The 15,479-nt window shown below is 60.7% G+C and carries 14 protein-coding genes and 1 riboswitch; of the genes, 8 read left to right on the top strand and 6 right to left on the bottom strand.

Features of this window, described 5'->3' with window-relative positions; translation table 11 throughout:
* Nucleotides 1–117 precede the first annotated feature (117 nt).
* Complete coding sequence (gene pgl / locus ACUW6V_RS05560; RefSeq protein ID WP_076736504.1) at nt 118–1,119, top strand: 6-phosphogluconolactonase; 1,002 nt, start codon at nt 118–120, stop codon at nt 1,117–1,119.
* Between the two features lie 185 nt (nt 1,120–1,304).
* On the opposite strand, the gene ACUW6V_RS05565 is transcribed toward pgl, so the two are convergent.
* The 4 genes from ACUW6V_RS05565 to bioA form a co-directional block, all read right to left on the bottom strand.
* Entirely contained in the window at nt 1,305–2,612 is a 1,308-nt protein-coding gene (locus ACUW6V_RS05565) for a putative acyl-CoA thioester hydrolase (protein WP_109995619.1), read from the bottom strand.
* 112 nt (nt 2,613–2,724) lie between these two features.
* On the bottom strand, nt 2,725–3,201 hold the full coding sequence (locus ACUW6V_RS05570) for a kinase inhibitor (RefSeq protein WP_007896459.1): 477 nt from the start codon (nt 3,199–3,201) through the stop codon (nt 2,725–2,727).
* Nucleotides 3,202–3,214: 13 nt separating this feature from the next.
* Complete coding sequence (locus ACUW6V_RS05575) at nt 3,215–3,895, bottom strand: type 1 glutamine amidotransferase domain-containing protein (RefSeq protein WP_454038104.1); 681 nt, start codon at nt 3,893–3,895, stop codon at nt 3,215–3,217.
* A 67-nt stretch (nt 3,896–3,962) separates the two neighbouring features.
* Entirely contained in the window at nt 3,963–5,255 is a 1,293-nt protein-coding gene (gene bioA, locus ACUW6V_RS05580) for an adenosylmethionine--8-amino-7-oxononanoate transaminase (protein WP_454038105.1), read from the bottom strand.
* 81 nt (nt 5,256–5,336) lie between these two features.
* On the opposite strand from bioA, the gene bioB reads away from it, so the two are divergent.
* The 4 genes from bioB to bioD are packed head-to-tail and all read left to right on the top strand — an operon-like array spanning nt 5,337 to nt 8,943.
* Nucleotides 5,337–6,377 (top strand): biotin synthase BioB, encoded by a 1,041-nt coding sequence (gene bioB, locus ACUW6V_RS05585; protein WP_004385710.1) that lies wholly within the window; start codon nt 5,337–5,339, stop codon nt 6,375–6,377.
* Nucleotides 6,374–7,525 (top strand): 8-amino-7-oxononanoate synthase, encoded by a 1,152-nt coding sequence (gene bioF / locus ACUW6V_RS05590; protein ID WP_454038106.1) that lies wholly within the window; start codon nt 6,374–6,376, stop codon nt 7,523–7,525. Before bioB ends, bioF begins: the two co-directional genes overlap by 4 nt.
* The gene (bioC, locus tag ACUW6V_RS05595) at nt 7,509–8,267 is read left to right on the top strand and encodes a malonyl-ACP O-methyltransferase BioC (RefSeq protein ID WP_454038107.1); all 759 of its coding nucleotides are present in this window, start codon (nt 7,509–7,511) and stop codon (nt 8,265–8,267) included. The genes bioF and bioC overlap by 17 nt, the downstream gene beginning before the upstream one ends.
* Nucleotides 8,260–8,943 carry a dethiobiotin synthase gene (bioD, locus tag ACUW6V_RS05600; RefSeq protein WP_105578232.1) on the top strand — a complete coding sequence of 228 codons (684 nt, stop codon included), beginning with the start codon at nt 8,260–8,262 and terminating at the stop codon, nt 8,941–8,943. Before bioC ends, bioD begins: the two co-directional genes overlap by 8 nt.
* On the opposite strand, the gene ACUW6V_RS05605 is transcribed toward bioD, so the two are convergent.
* Nucleotides 8,940–9,647, bottom strand: a complete 708-nt coding sequence (locus ACUW6V_RS05605; RefSeq protein WP_076728860.1) for an ABC transporter ATP-binding protein — start codon at nt 9,645–9,647, stop codon at nt 8,940–8,942. The two genes, bioD and ACUW6V_RS05605, sit on opposite strands and share 4 nt — an antisense overlap.
* An 890-nt stretch (nt 9,648–10,537) precedes the next feature.
* Between ACUW6V_RS05605 and uvrB the strand changes: the two genes are divergently transcribed.
* The gene (uvrB, locus tag ACUW6V_RS05610) at nt 10,538–12,559 is read left to right on the top strand and encodes an excinuclease ABC subunit UvrB (RefSeq protein WP_004386467.1); all 2,022 of its coding nucleotides are present in this window, start codon (nt 10,538–10,540) and stop codon (nt 12,557–12,559) included.
* Between the two features lie 140 nt (nt 12,560–12,699).
* Here uvrB and yvcK read toward each other — a convergent pair whose 3' ends face one another.
* On the bottom strand, nt 12,700–13,608 hold the full coding sequence (gene yvcK, locus ACUW6V_RS05615) for a uridine diphosphate-N-acetylglucosamine-binding protein YvcK (RefSeq protein WP_454038108.1): 909 nt from the start codon (nt 13,606–13,608) through the stop codon (nt 12,700–12,702).
* 221 nt (nt 13,609–13,829) lie between these two features.
* Nucleotides 13,830–13,966, top strand: a riboswitch (molybdenum cofactor riboswitch).
* Here yvcK and moaA point away from each other — a divergent pair.
* Together moaA and moaB are read left to right on the top strand one after the other, a co-directional pair.
* Nucleotides 13,954–14,943, top strand: coding sequence for a GTP 3',8-cyclase MoaA (gene moaA / locus ACUW6V_RS05620; protein WP_454038109.1), 990 nt, complete (start codon nt 13,954–13,956; stop codon nt 14,941–14,943). It overlaps the preceding riboswitch by 13 nt.
* A 21-nt stretch (nt 14,944–14,964) precedes the next feature.
* Nucleotides 14,965–15,477, top strand: a complete 513-nt coding sequence (gene moaB, locus ACUW6V_RS05625; protein WP_004387505.1) for a molybdenum cofactor biosynthesis protein B — start codon at nt 14,965–14,967, stop codon at nt 15,475–15,477.
* Nucleotides 15,478–15,479: the final 2 nt, after the last annotated feature.

Genomic DNA, 15,479 nt, shown 5'->3' on the forward strand with positions numbered 1-15,479 from the left:
TTGATGGTACACCGCGACAGACATCGCGCGAAACCCGCAAGGCCTGCGTCGGCACAGGAAGATAAAACGCGCTACCCTTGAAACAGTCTTTCAGGCTCAGTGAAGCAAGGAGTATTCATGAAACAAACCGTTTATACCGCAAGCCCGGAGAGCCAGCAGATCCACGTCTGGCGTCTGGAGCCGCAGGGCACGCTGACGCTATTGCAGGTGGTGGATGCGCCAGGGCAGGTTCAGCCGATGGTCATCAGCCCTGACAAGCGTTTCCTGTACGTTGGCGTGCGCCCGGAGTTTCGCGTTATCGCGTATCGCATCGCCGCCCATGACGGCACGCTCAGCGAGGCGGGCGAAGCGCCGCTGCCGGGTAGCCCGACGCACATTTCGACCGATCATACCGGCCGTTTCCTGTTCAGCGGCTCCTATAACGCGGGCAGCGTAAGCGTGGTGCGCCTGAACGACGGCCTGCCGGGCGAGACTGTCACGGTGGTAGAAGGGCTGGAAGGCTGCCACTCCGCGAATATCTCCCCGGATAACCGCACGCTATGGGTGCCTGCGCTGAAGCAGGATCGCATCTGCCTGTTTACGCTGACAGACGATGGCCACCTTGAGCCGCAAACGCCAGCGGAAGTCACCACCGTCGCGGGTGCCGGGCCGCGCCATATGGTCTTCCACCCGAGCAAACCGTTCGCCTACTGTGTGAATGAGCTGAACAGCTCGGTGGATGTCTGGGCGCTGAGCGATCCGCACGGCAATATCGAATGCGTACAAACGCTGGATATGATGCCGGCCGATTTCTCCGACACCCGCTGGGCGGCGGATATTCACATTACGCCGGATGGCCGTCATCTCTACGCCTGCGATCGCACCGCGAGCGTGATGACGGTCTTTACTGTTTCCGAAGATGGCAGCGTCCTGGCGGTGCAGGGGCATCAGCCCACCGAAACCCAGCCGCGCGGTTTTAACATCGACAACAGCGGGCAGTATCTGATTGCCGCCGGCCAGAAATCGCATCACATTGCGGTTTACGGCATTGAAGGCGAACAGGGGCTGCTGGCGGAGAAAGGCCGCTACGCGGTAGGCCAGGGGCCGATGTGGGTCGTCATTAACGCCTTCGACGCGTAAAAATAAAAAACCTCGCCGCGGCGAGGTTTTTTATGGGCGGTGGTGAGCCGCCCTGCACGTCTGTTGTTCTCAACGCCTTTATCATACGGGCCACCGCCGTCAGGCGATTGCCTTGCGTCAACAAACGGGCAAAGAAAAAGGGGGATTGCTCCCCCTTTTTTCTGACGCCCGTTAATGCCGTGCGATTACTTTTTCGGTTCGGCAACCACTTTGCTGCCCAGCCCGCGGTTGTTGTACTCCCACAGACGGTTGGCGTTCGCGTCGTTCAGATCGCGCTGGATATTGCCTTTATCGTCCTGCGCGCCGGTATTGCCGGTGAACGGACGCTGTGAGCCCAGCGCCGGGCCCCACGGCTGCGCGGTGTTGAAGCCGGCGTCAATCACGCTGTCGCGGATAACAACCTGACCGTTTGGCGTCTGGCCAGGCGTATAGCCATTGGCGGCGTCCATATCCCATGCGCGGCCAAGCTGCGCCACGCCTTCACCGGCCGCGACAAAACGGCTGTTCACGGCGAGGAAGCCGTAATAGAAGTTCGGCATGGTCGCTGGCGCAAACACATAACCTTCTTTCTGGGTACGGGTGTTCACTACGCGGAATTCGGTGTTATCAAACACCACCGCGCCGCGGCCCGCGACCAGATCCACATCGCCTTCCACGTAGCTGTTCGTCACCTGCGTGCGGGTCAGACGATCCGGCGTGAAGCGGTTGCGAATATCGCTGTTGGTCACCAGGAACGGATTCTGGCGGCCCAGAACATTCACTTTGTTGATCTGCACGCGGTCGCCGTCGGTGCGCAGCGCGACAGCCTGGTGCTGACCTTCGCCCGCGGCGTCGCCGAGGCTGTTTTCAATGGTCAGGTTTTGCAGTTGCAGGCCATTATTCTGCGACCAGAAGACCGCGGAGCACATCAGGCCGACACTGCCGTTGCGGCGGTTCTGGCAGTTATCGAACATATACCAGGCCGGTTTTCCAGGCATATATTTGCCGGACGGGTTCACGGTACGACGCCAGGTGTTGGCATCCATTTCGCTGTCCAGCGCGGCGCTGATTTTCACATCCAGCGGTTTTTCGCCGGTGCCGTAAATCGTCACGCTGCCCGGTGCCGCAGGCACATAAACGGTGCCTTCGTAAGTGCCGGGGAGTACAGCGATGTACTGACGTGCCGTCGCGTGACGCGCAATCGCGGCGTCAACGGCGGCCTGAATGCTGGTGTGGGTCACGCCCTGCTCGCCCGCCTGGCCGACCACGAAGTCTGCTTTTTCAGGCAGTCGAATCGGGGAGGGCGCCCACGGCGCGGCATTCGGATCGACATTGGAGAAATAGCGGGCCGGGACGAAATTTTTCGCTTCATCCGCAGACAGCACCGGGCGAGCCGACGTACCCGGCGCGCGTTGTTCAGAAGGACGTTGGTCCGGTGGCGTTGAGCTGCATGCAGTCAGTGTCACGCCAAAAGCGAACGCCAGCGCCAGACGGGAAACCGAAAATGTGTTCAAGGGTTGCTCCTTGCTAAGCCTGTTTAAAATGGGGGAACGCACAAGAGCCTGCTTTTTTATACTAAGTTGAGCGAAACGGGAAGCCGATTGTGATAACCGGCTTCAAAATGATTCAGATGTAGTGCGCCGTCAGCGAGGCGCTGGCGAGCCGGTGGAAGTGCACATTAAACCCGACCATCGCGCCGCTGGCGTTTTCATCAACGTCAATGCGCTCCACATCCAGCGCGTGCACGGTGAAAATATAACGGTGTGTTTCCCCTTTTGGCGGGGCCGCGCCGCCATAGCCTGCAGTGCCAAAATCGGTGCGCGTCTGGATGGCACCGTCCGGCAGGTCAGCCTGACCAGACCCCGCGCCCTGCGGCAGCACGCGGGTATCGGCGGGCAGATTCGCAACGACCCAGTGCCACCAGCCGGAGCCGGTGGGCGCGTCCGGATCGTAACAGGTCACCACAAAACTTTTGGTGCCGGGCGGCACCTCATCCCAGGTGAGATGGGGCGAAATATTATCGCCCTCGTAACCCATGCCGTTAAATACGTGGCGAGCGGGGAGCTTATCCCCGTCGTTAAAATTCACACTGATTAACTTCATGCTGTTTCCTCGTTTACAGATGAAGCAATTTTAACAGCGCTTCGGCGGTCGCCGCGGAAGACGCCGGGTTCTGGCCGGTCACCAGATGGCCGTCAACAACCACATGCACGCCCCAGTCATCGGTGCGCTCAAACTGGCCGCCCGCCTCTTTGAGCGCATCTTCCACGAGGAACGGCACGACATGGGCCAGCCCGACCGCCTCTTCTTCGCTGTTGGTAAAGCCGGTGACGCGTTTGCCTTCCACCAGCGGGCTGCCGTCGGGCTTTTTCACATGGCGCAGCACGCCCGGCGCGTGGCACACCGTCGCGACGGGCTTGCCGCTGCCCCAGTAGTGTTCGATAAGGGCGATGGAAATCGGGTGATCGGCGAGATCCCACAGCGGGCCGTGGCCGCCCGGATAAAACAGCGCGTCATACTCGTCGGCGTTGATTTCATCGAGCCGCGCGGTATTCGCAAGCGTGGCCTGAGCCTCATGATCTTCACGAAAGCGTCGGGTGTCGGCGGTTTGCGCGTCCGGCGCGTCGCTTTTCGGATCGAGCGGCGGCTGGCCGCCCTGCGGCGTGGCGAGCGTCACGTCAATCCCTGCGTCGCGAAACACAAAGTAAGGCGCCGCAAACTCTTCCAGCCAGAAGCCGGTTTTTTTCCCGGTATCACCCAGTGTGTCGTGGGAGGTCAGTACCATCAGAATCTTCATCGCGCTCTCCTGGTTGTTTATCGCAAATCCTGAAAGTGTAGTGCATCCCTCACGGCTTGCCGGGCGCTCACTGTCTGAAAAACGACGGGTTTTTCACCGCTTCACACACCGCGCGGGTGAGCCGCGTGAGCTGTTCTGGCGTGATGATATAGGGCGGCATCAGGTAGATCAGGCGGCCAAACGGGCGCACCCAGACGCCCTGTTCCACGAAAAAGCGCTGTAGCGCGGCCATCTCGACCGGCGCGGTGGTTTCCACCACGCCGATAGCGCCGAGCACGCGCACATCGGCAACCTGCGGCAGCTCACGACACGGCGCCAGCTCATCACGCAGTTGCTGCTCAATGGCCGCGACTTGCGCGCGCCACTCGCCGGTTTCCAGCAGCGCCAGGCTCTCGGCCGCCACCGCGCAGGCAAGCGGATTGCCCATAAACGTCGGGCCATGCATAAAGCAGCCCGCCTCGCCGTTGCTGATGGTGTCGGCCACATGCCGCGTGGTGAGGGTGGCGGAAAGCGTCATCGTGCCGCCGGTCAGCGCCTTGCCGAGGCAGAGAATATCCGGCGTCACGCCCGCGTGCTCGCAGGCGAACAGCTTGCCGGTGCGGCCAAAGCCGGTCGCTATCTCATCGGCGATAAGCAAAATGCCTTCGCGATCGCACATGCGGCGGATGCGCTTAAGCCACTCCGGGTGATACATCCGCATCCCGCCTGCGCCCTGCACAATCGGCTCAAGAATGACGGCGGCTATCTCCTGGCGGTGCGCGGCCAGCAGGCGGGCGAACGGCGCGAGATCGCGCTCATCCCACTCGCCGTCAAAGCGGCTCTGCGGCGCGGGCGCAAAGAGGTTTTCCGGCAGGTAGCCCTTCCAGAGACTGTGCATTGAGTTATCCGGATCGCACACCGACATCGCGCCGAAGGTGTCGCCGTGGTAGCCGTGGCGGAAGGTCAGGAAGCGCTGACGCGGCTCGCCGCGGGCGTGCCAGTACTGCAACGCCATCTTCATCGCCACTTCCACCGCCACCGAGCCGGAGTCGGCAAGAAACACGCACTCGAGGTTCTCCGGGGCCATCGCCACCAGCTTGCGGCACAGGGCTATCGCGGCGGGGTGGGTAATGCCGCCGAACATGACGTGCGACATCGCGTCAATCTGGGTTTTCATCGCCGCGTTGAGGCGCGGATGGTTATAGCCGTGAATGGCCGCCCACCACGACGACATGCCATCCACCAGCCGTTCGCCGCTCGCCAGATGCAGTTCGCAGCCGGCGGCGTGCGTCACCGGGTAGACCGGCAGCGGCGCGCTCATGGAGGTGTAAGGGTGCCAGATATGGTCACGATCGAAGGCGAGATCGGCAGGAGTTATCATGACTTGTAAACCAATTTAAAAAGATTTAGGTTTACGAGTATATCCATAACCCAGATAAATAAAACCCTTTGGAGACGCCCGATGGCTCACCTTTCACGCTGGACTTTGTCGCAAGTCACTGAACTATTTGAAAAACCGCTGCTGGATCTGCTGTTTGAAGCGCAACAGGTGCATCGCCAGCACTTCGATCCGCGCCAGGTGCAGGTCAGCACGCTGCTGTCGATCAAAACCGGCGCCTGCCCGGAAGACTGCAAATATTGCCCGCAGAGCGCGCGCTACAAAACCGGCCTTGAGGCCGAGCGCCTGATGGAAGTGGAGCAGGTGCTCGATTCCGCGCGCAAGGCCAAAGCAGCGGGTTCGACGCGCTTCTGCATGGGTGCAGCCTGGAAAAACCCGAACGATCGCGATATGCCGTATCTGGAGCAGATGGTGCAGGGCGTGAAAGCGCTGGGCCTCGAAACCTGCATGACGCTCGGCACGCTGAGCGACGATCAGGCGCAGCGCCTCGGCGAAGCGGGCCTTGATTACTACAACCACAACCTCGACACCTCGCCGGAGTTTTACGGCAACATCATTACCACGCGCACCTATCAGGAGCGTCTCGATACGCTGGAGAAAGTGCGCGAGGCGGGCATTAAGGTCTGCTCCGGCGGCATCGTGGGGCTTGGCGAAACCGTCACCGACCGCGCCGGGCTGCTGCTGCAACTCGCCAATCTGCCGACGCCGCCGGAAAGCGTGCCAATTAACATGCTGGTGAAGGTCAAGGGCACGCCGCTTGCCGATAACGAGGATGTCGACGCATTTGATTTTATCCGCACTATCGCGGTGGCGCGCATCATGATGCCGACGTCTTACGTGCGCCTCTCCGCTGGCCGCGAGCAGATGAACGAGCAGACCCAGGCGATGTGCTTTATGGCCGGGGCTAACTCAATTTTCTACGGCTGCAAACTGCTGACCACGCCGAACCCGGAAGAGGACAAAGATTTGCAACTGTTCCGCAAGCTGGGTCTCAACCCGCAGCAGACAGCGGTGCTGGCGGGCGATAACGAGCAGCAGGAACGCCTGGAGCACGCGCTGCGCGACGCGGATAACCAGCAATACTACAACGCGGCGGCGGTATGACCTGGCAGGCGAGAATCGATACAGCGCTGCGCGCGCGCGAAGCCAGCCATAGCCTGCGCCGCCGCGTCGTCTGCACGTCCGCGCCCGGCGGCGCGCTGGTGCATCAGGGCGTGCGCTACCGTAACTTTTCCGGCAACGACTATCTGGGCTTAAGCCAGCACCCGGCGCTCATCGCGGCCTGGCAACAGGGCGCACAGACGTATGGCGTAGGGAGCGGCGCGTCCGGCCACGTCAGCGGCTACAGCGACGCGCATCAGTCGCTGGAAAACGCGCTGGCGCACTGGCTCGGCTTTGACCGCGCGCTACTGTTTATCTCCGGCTTCGCCGCCAATCAGGCGGTGGTCGCCGCGCTGATGCAGCAGTCTGACCGCATTCTCGCCGACCGCTTAAGTCACGCCTCGCTGCTCGAAGCCGCAAGCCACAGCCCGGCGACGCTGCGCCGCTTCGCGCATAACGATTCGGGCGCGCTCGCAGCCCTGCTGGATAAACCCTGCGACGGCCTGACGCTCGTCTTTACCGAAGGGGTGTTCAGCATGGATGGCGACAGCGCGCCGCTTGCGGATATCGCGGGCATCGCGCAGGGCGCGCAGACGCTGCTGATGGTGGATGACGCCCACGGCGTCGGCGTGCAGGGGCGCGAAGGGCGGGGCAGTTGCGATGTGGCGGGCATCCGGCCCGATCTGCTGCTGGTGACGTTTGGCAAAGCCTTCGGGCTCAGCGGCGCAGCGCTCTTATGCAGCGCGCCGATGGCGGACTATCTGCTACAAACCGCGCGCCATCTCATCTACAGCACCGCGATGCCCGCCGCCCAGGCCTGTGCGCTGAACGCGGCCTTAACGGTTATTCGTGAGGGCGATGCGTTACGCGCGCGGCTTGCGCGCAACATTGCGCGGTTTCGTGCGGGCGCGGCGTCGCTGCCGCTGACGCTTGCCGATTCGCAGACCGCCATTCAGCCGCTGATTGTGGGTGAAAACAGTGCCGCGCTGACGCTTGCGGAAAAACTGCGCGAACGCGGCTGCTGGGTGACGGCCATTCGCCCGCCGACCGTGCCTGCGGGTACGGCGCGCCTGCGCCTGACGCTCAGCGCCGCGCATCAGGATGACGACATCGACGCGCTGCTGGAGGCGTTATATGACGGTTGCCGTTGATAAACGCGCGGTGGCGGCGGCGTTTGGTCGCGCGGCGCAAACCTATGACGATTTCGCGGCGCTTCAGCGCCAGAGCGCGCAGTTGCTTGCCAAACACTGCGGCGCGCAGGGCATTAACACGGTGCTGGACGCGGGCTGCGGCACCGGCGCGGGCAGTCTCGACTGGCGCGCGCGCGGCTGCGACGTGACGGCCTTTGATTTAAGCCCGGCCATGCTGGCGCGCGCCCGCGAGCGCGGCGCGGCGCATCGCTATGTGCAGGGCGATATCGAGGCGCTGCCGTTTGCCGAAGAGAGCTTTGATCTCGTGTGGAGCAATCTGGCGGTGCAGTGGTGCCAGAGCCTGTCAGATGCGCTCGCCGGGATGCTGCGCGTGGCGCGCCCTGGCGGACGCGTGGCGTTCAGCACGCTGGCACACGGCTCGCTTGATGAGCTGCATCAGGCGTGGGCGGCGGTGGACGACCGTCCGCACGCTAACCGTTTCGCGAGCGCCGACGCGGTTCATGCAGCGGCTCCTGATGCGCGCATGACGCTGCGCCAGCACCCCGTGACGCTACTCTTTGGTGATGCGCTCAGCGCCATGCAGTCGCTCAAGGGCATCGGTGCCACGCATCTGCACGCCGGGCGCGACAGCCGCACGCTCACGCGCCGCGAGCTTCGCAGGCTCGAAGACGCCTGGCCGCGTCAGGACGGGCGTTTTCCGCTGACTTACCAACTGATTTCTGGAGTAATTGAACGTGACTGAACGCTGGTTTATCACCGGAACCGACACGGAAGTCGGTAAAACTATCGCAAGCTGCGCGCTGCTGGAGGCCGCGAAAGCCGCGGGCTTTAGCACCGCAGGCTATAAGCCGGTCGCCTCCGGCAGCGATATCACGCCGCAAGGGCTTCGCAACAGCGATGCGCTGGCGCTGCAGCGACACAGCAGCGTGGCGCTGCGCTACGAACAGGTGAACCCGCTGACGTTCGAAGAGCCCACCTCGCCGCATATCGTCAGCAAGGAGCAGGGGCTGCCGATTGATTTCACGGTGATGTCCGCTGGCCTGCGCGCGCTGGAGCCGCTCGCCGACTGGGTGCAGGTGGAAGGCGCGGGCGGCTGGTTTACGCCGCTCTCTGACGACGCGACGTTCGCCGACTGGGTGCAACAGGAGCGCCTGCCAGTGATTTTAGTGGTCGGCGTTAAGCTTGGCTGCATCAATCACGCGCTGCTGACCGCGCAGGCGGTACAGGCCGCGGGCCTGCGCCTCGCGGGCTGGGTGGCAAATGACGTGCAGCCGCCAGGCCGCCGTCATCAGGAGTATCTCGCCACGCTTGAGCAGCTGTTACCGGCCCCGATGCTTGGCGAAATTCCGTGGCTGGGGGCCGAACCTGACGTGACGCCTGCCGCGCAGTGGATCGATCTCAGCAAACTGGCGCGCTAGGGCGCTATCCAGTGCATAAGACGCGCATCGGTTAACTGCGCCGCGCTACCGCGGGCCACGGCGCGCCCGCGGTGCAGCAGGCAGAAGCGATCCGCCACCCGGCGGATAAACGACAGATGGCGCTCTACTACTAACAGGCTCATTCCCCATTCGCGGCTAAGCCGTGTGAGCAGATCCGCAAGCCTCGGAATGAACGCCTGCCCGAGGCCGCGCGTCGGTTCATCGAGGATCAGCAGACGAGGCCGCGTGACCAGCGCCTGGGCGAGCGTCAGCTGCAGCGCCAGCTCTGGCTCAAGCCCCGCGGCCTGGGTGTGGCGATGTGTCCAGAGCGTCGGGAACAGATCAAACACCGGCTCCGGGCTGGCCGCATTTTCAGGCTGCGCGCGCAGCGCGATATGCAGATTTTCTTCCACCGTCAGCTGTGAAAAATAGCGCCGCTCCTGGGGCACGTAGCGGATGCCGAGCGCCGCGCGGGCGTCCGGGCCGACGCGCATTAACTCCTGCGGCGCGGCGCCAGTCTCGTGCCAGAGCATGCTGCCGCTCTTAACCGGCAGATAGCCTGCCACGCAGTTCAGCAGCGTGGTTTTTCCCATGCCCGGCGCGCCGATAACGCAGGTGCACTCGCCGGGCAGAAGATCGAGGCTGACATCCCACAGCGTGTGCTGCGTGCCGTAAAAGTGGTTAACCGCGTGCAGACTTAACATGGCGCTTCTCCTTCAGACAGGGTATCGGAATACAGCATGGGTATATGCGCTCTGACGCCCGCATATACAGTGACTTCCCCGGCCTGCCCGCGCGTCCTGCTGTCGCTTCCCGCCAATGACGGGAAGAGGGTGTAGTTCCGGTAAACGGGATACTGCAATTCTCTTGCCAGCCAGTGAAATGCCCTTCGATCGCGCCTGAAATTGAGACTAAACCTGAAAGCCTGCGTCAGGCGCAGTGGGTTATCCTGGAAAAAGCCGGGCGGCGTGCACATTTTGAGTGCTGGTCAGGGCGTGGTTTTGGTGCAGCGTTGCGCAAAAGTAAAGCAAAAATGTGTGAAAAGGATCGCGCAAAGCGCCGCGCAGAAAGCAAGGGAAATTCTTCAAAACCAGCCGGGAAAATTTTTTTCTGAGCCAGACGCGGGCACATCGAGCCAGGCGGCGACACGGCGCGCTTTCAGGGCTGGACGCAGTTATCCACTATTCCTGTGGATAACCTTGTGTATTAGAGTTAGAAAACGCGCCGTAAGCGAGAGCCGATGCGGCTTGCACCCGATCTGGCGCGAAAGCCGTCTTTTCAGGAAAATTCTTTAAAATTAATAGCTTAATTAAAATCAAGCACTGAAGAAAAAGTGTCATCTGCTGCAACAAAAGTATCACAGCCTCGCTTGACAAATGTTAAAGGATAAAAAATTTTGGGGATAACCGCCCTCGTATAGTGTTTTATCCGGCGCAGGAGCAAATTTACTTCATACCAGATGGTAAAAATGCGCTGTGAACAAAATCCGCTAACCTGCCACTGATTTTATATCCAGTATTTATCGCTGGCAAAAATCGCTGTGGCGAGTAAAATTAACGCTCTGTCCGCGCAAATCTTCATCAGGTGTTTCTTCATGAGCAAACCGTTCAAACTCAATTCCGCTTTCAAACCTTCCGGCGACCAGCCTGAGGCTATCCGCCGCATCAAGGAAGGGCTGGAGGACGGGCTGGCGCACCAGACGCTGCTGGGTGTGACGGGCTCGGGGAAAACGTTCACCATGGCGAACGTCATCGCCGATTTGCAGCGCCCGACGATGGTGCTGGCACCGAACAAAACGCTGGCGGCGCAGCTCTATGGCGAGATGAAAGAGTTCTTCCCGGAAAACGCCGTGGAATATTTCGTCTCGTACTACGACTACTACCAGCCGGAAGCCTATGTGCCGAGCTCCGATACCTTTATCGAGAAGGACGCGTCGGTAAACGAGCACATTGAGCAGATGCGTCTGTCGGCCACCAAAGCGCTGCTGGAGCGGCGCGATGTGGTGGTGGTGGCGTCGGTCTCCGCTATCTATGGTCTGGGCGACCCGGATCTCTACCTGAAGATGATGCTGCATCTCACCAAAGGGATGATTATCGACCAGCGGGCCATTTTGCGTCGCCTGACGGAGCTGCAATACACCCGCAACGATCAGGCGTTCCAGCGCGGCACCTTTCGCGTGCGCGGCGAGGTGATTGACATCTTCCCGGCAGAATCGGACGAGCTGGCGCTGCGCGTTGAGCTGTTCGACGAAGAGGTGGAGCGGCTGTCGCTGTTCGACCCACTGACCGGCACCGTCGATTCCATTATCCAGCGTTTTACCGTCTACCCGAAAACGCACTACGTCACCCCGCGTGAGCGCATTGTGCAGGCGATGGAAGAGATCAAAGTAGAGCTGGCGGAGCGCCGCAAAGTGCTGCTGGAAAATAACAAACTGCTGGAAGAACAGCGCCTGACCCAGCGTACCCAGTTCGATCTCGAAATGATGAACGAGCTGGGGTATTGCTCCGGCATTGAAAACTACTCGCGCTATCTCTCTGGCCGTGGCCCTGGCGAAGCGCCGCCGACGCTGTTTGACTATCTGCCGGCGGATGGCCTGCTGGTGGTTGATGAATCACACGTCACCATTCCGCAGATCGGCGGGATGTATCGCGGCGACCGCGCGCGTAAAGAGACGCTGGTGGAATATGGTTTCCGCCTGCCGTCAGCGCTGGATAACCGCCCGCTGAAGTTTGAAGAGTTCGAGGCGCTGGCACCGCAGACGGTGTATGTCTCGGCGACCCCCGGCAACTACGAGCTGGAAAAATCGGGCGGCGAGATTATCGACCAGGTGGTGCGCCCGACCGGTCTGCTCGATCCGATTATCGAAGTGCGCCCGGTGGCGACCCAGGTGGACGATTTGCTGTCCGAAATCCGCAAGCGCGTCGCCATCAACGAGCGCGTGCTGGTGACGACGCTCACCAAGCGTATGGCGGAAGATTTAACCGAATATCTGGAAGAGCACGGCGAGAAAGTGCGCTATCTGCACTCGGATATCGACACCGTGGAGCGTATGGAGATTATCCGCGATCTGCGTCTTGGCGAGTTCGATGTGCTGGTGGGTATCAACCTGCTCCGTGAGGGGCTGGACATGCCGGAAGTGTCGCTGGTGGCTATTCTCGACGCCGACAAAGAGGGCTTCCTGCGCTCCGAACGTTCGCTTATCCAGACGATTGGCCGCGCGGCGCGTAACGTGAACGGCAAGGCGATTCTCTACGGCGATAAAATCACGCCGTCGATGGCGAAGGCGATTGGCGAAACCGAACGCCGTCGTGAGAAACAGCAGGCGTATAACGAAGAGCACGGCATTGTGCCGCAGGGGCTTAACAAGAAAGTGGTCGATATTCTGGCGCTTGGCGAGAATATTGCGAAAACCAAGCCGAAAGGACGCGGAAAAGGGCGCACCGTGGCAGATGCCGAAGCCGCTGAACTGGCGCTGACGCCGAAAGCGTTGCAGCAGAAAATTCATCAGCTTGAGGCGCAGATGGTGCAACACGCGCAGAACCTGGAGTTTGAAGAGGCGGCGCAGTTGCGCGATAAGCTTCATCAGTTGCGCGAGCTCTTTATCGCCGCGTCGTAAGTTCTTCTGGTTGTGACGGGTTTTGTGGTGTGGTGGGTGCGCTTCGCTTACCCACCCTACATATCATCACAGCCCATTGCGGGAGCCGTAGGGCGGGTAAGCGCAGCGCACCCGCCGTAACCCCAGCGCACCCATAGCGCTTACCCCAGCGCCTGAATCGCCTTTTCCAGCGCTGCGCGCAACAGGTGGCGGTCGTGGCGGTAAGGAATATCGCTCGCTTCCAGCGGCTCCTGAATCACAATTCTGTCCTTCGCGCCGCTCACATCCACCTTCGGGCCAACGACCACGGCATCCACTACACGTTTACCGATATGCGCTTCCATCAGCGCGAGCTTCTCTTCGAGCCTGAGCGCAGCAGCGGCCGGGCTTAACTCGCGGCCTAAATTGCCGATGTAAACCATCGGCGCAGGCGTGCGGCGCAGCGCTTTGGCGAGATCGTCAAGCAGCAGCAGCGGCATCAGGCTGGTATAAAAACTGCCGGGGCCAATCACAATCAAATCCGCTTCGGCAATCGCCTCAACGGCCTCGCGCGTCGCCTGTACTGCAGGGTAGAGCATCAGCTCTTTCGGCGGATGGCTCAGCAAATCGATATTCACTTCGCCATACACTTCGTTATCGTCGCGATCGATAGCCATCAGATCGACCGGTTGCTCAGACATCGGGATCAGGAACGCGTCCACTTTAAGCAGATTACGAATAAGATTAATCGCCTCTAAAGGCCTCACGCTCAGGTGATCCAGCGCCTTTAACATGAGATTTCCGAGGTTATGCCCCGAAAGTTCCCCATTACCCCCAAAACGGTACTCAAACATCGCCGACGCGACGCTCGGTTCAGTAATTAACTGGTTAAGACAGTTGCGCATATCGCCCCAGGCGATGCCGCCTTCCGAGCGACGAATACGGCCCGTCGAGCCGCCGTTATCGGTCGTCGTGACAATGCCTGTGAGGCGCGAACCCAGAGAAGAGAGCGAGGACATAACGCGTCCTAAACCGTGACCGCCGCCGAGCGCCACCACCCGGTCGAGATCCGCAAACGTGCGATTGCGCATACCTAATCCTTATTATTTAAAACTCGCCTACGTTAGCTGAAAAGCGCGAGAAAAACGATCTGCTGGCGCTGAAAATGACACACATCAAAGTGAAACCGTGATTTTTACGTATTCTGGTGCCCGTTACGCGAAAAATGCCGTTATGTATCAATTTATACAGCGAAATCGCGCGTGGCGAAAACCGCGATAACGCGCTACTATCGCCGCTGGCAGGTTTAATAACCTGAAAATGACACTCAAGCCTTTGCGCCTACGTTTTGAAAAAAATAGGGCGCTCTGGCCGTGGCGAAACGCCACCAGGGTGCAGGAAGAAATGACTGCATCTCCCGATTTGGAAAGGTGTACATGGCTTCTCAACTTACCGATGCGTTTGCGCGTAAGTTCTATTACTTGCGCCTGTCAGTGACTGACGTCTGCAACTTTCGTTGCACCTATTGCCTGCCGGATGGCTACAAGCCCGCAGGCGTCACCAACAAAGGCTTTCTCTCGCTCGACGAAATTCGTCGCGTGACGCGCGCGTTCGCGAATCTCGGCACCGAAAAAGTGCGGCTGACCGGCGGCGAACCGTCGCTGCGCCGCGATTTTTGCGACATCATTGCCGCCGTGCGTGAAAACCCCTCTATTCGCCAGATTGCGGTGACGACCAACGGCTACCGCCTGGCGCGCGATGTCGCGCAGTGGCGCGAGGCCGGGCTGACGGCGGTTAATGTCAGCGTCGACAGCCTCGACGCCCGCCAGTTTCACGCCATCACCGGCCAGGACAAATTCCGCCAGGTGATGGCGGGCATCGACGCCGCCTTTGACGCGGGCTTTGAAAAAGTGAAGGTTAACACCGTGCTGATGCGCGACGTGAACCATCACCAGCTCGACACCTTCCTGAACTGGATCCAGTCCCGCCCCATCCAGCTACGCTTTATTGAACTGATGGAAACCGGCGAGGGGAGCGATCTCTTTCGCAAGCACCATATTTCTGGCGCGACGATTCGCGACGAACTGCTTAAGCGCGGCTGGATCCATCAGTTGCGCAGCCGCGCCGACGGCCCGGCGCAGGTCTTCTGCAACCCCGACTATCAGGGCGAAATCGGCCTTATCATGCCGTATGAGAAAGATTTCTGCGCGAGCTGCAACCGCCTGCGCGTGTCGTCGGTCGGTAAGCTGCACCTGTGCCTGTTTGGCGACGGCGGCGTGGATCTTCGCGATCTGCTGGCCGAAGAGGGGCAGCAGGCGGCGCTGATGGCGCGTATCGAAACGGCGTTGCTCGGCAAAAAGCAGACGCATTTCCTGCATCAGGGCAACACCGGCATCACCCAGAATCTGTCCTATATCGGCGGCTGACGCCGCGTACAAGGAGTCACTATGAGTCAGGTTAGCGCAGAGTTTGTGCCGGCGCGCGTCGCCATTCTTACGGTGTCCAGCCGTCGCGGGGAAGAGGACGATACCTCCGGCCATTTTTTGAGAGACGCCGCTCACGAAGCGGGCCATCAGGTCGTGGATAAAGCTATCGTCAAAGAGAACCGTTACGCCATTCGCGCGGAAGTTTCCCGCTGGATTGCGAGCGACGATGTCCAGGTGGTGTTGATTAACGGCGGTACCGGTTTTACCGCGGGCGATCAGGTGCCGGAGGCGCTACAGCCGCTGTTCGATCGCGAAATCGCGGGCTTTGGCGAAATGTTCCGGATGCTCTCGTTTGAAGAGATTGGCACCGCGATGATGCAGTCGCGCGCGGTGGCGGGGATGGCTAACGACACCCTGATTTTCGCGATGCCGGGCTCGACGCGCGCCTGCCGCACCGCCTGGGAAAACATCATCGCGCCGCAGCTCGACGCCCGTACGCGCCCCTGTAATTTTCATCCCCATCTGAAGAAATAAGT

It is taken from the genome of Cronobacter sp. 153480017-3, from assembly GCF_053627815.1.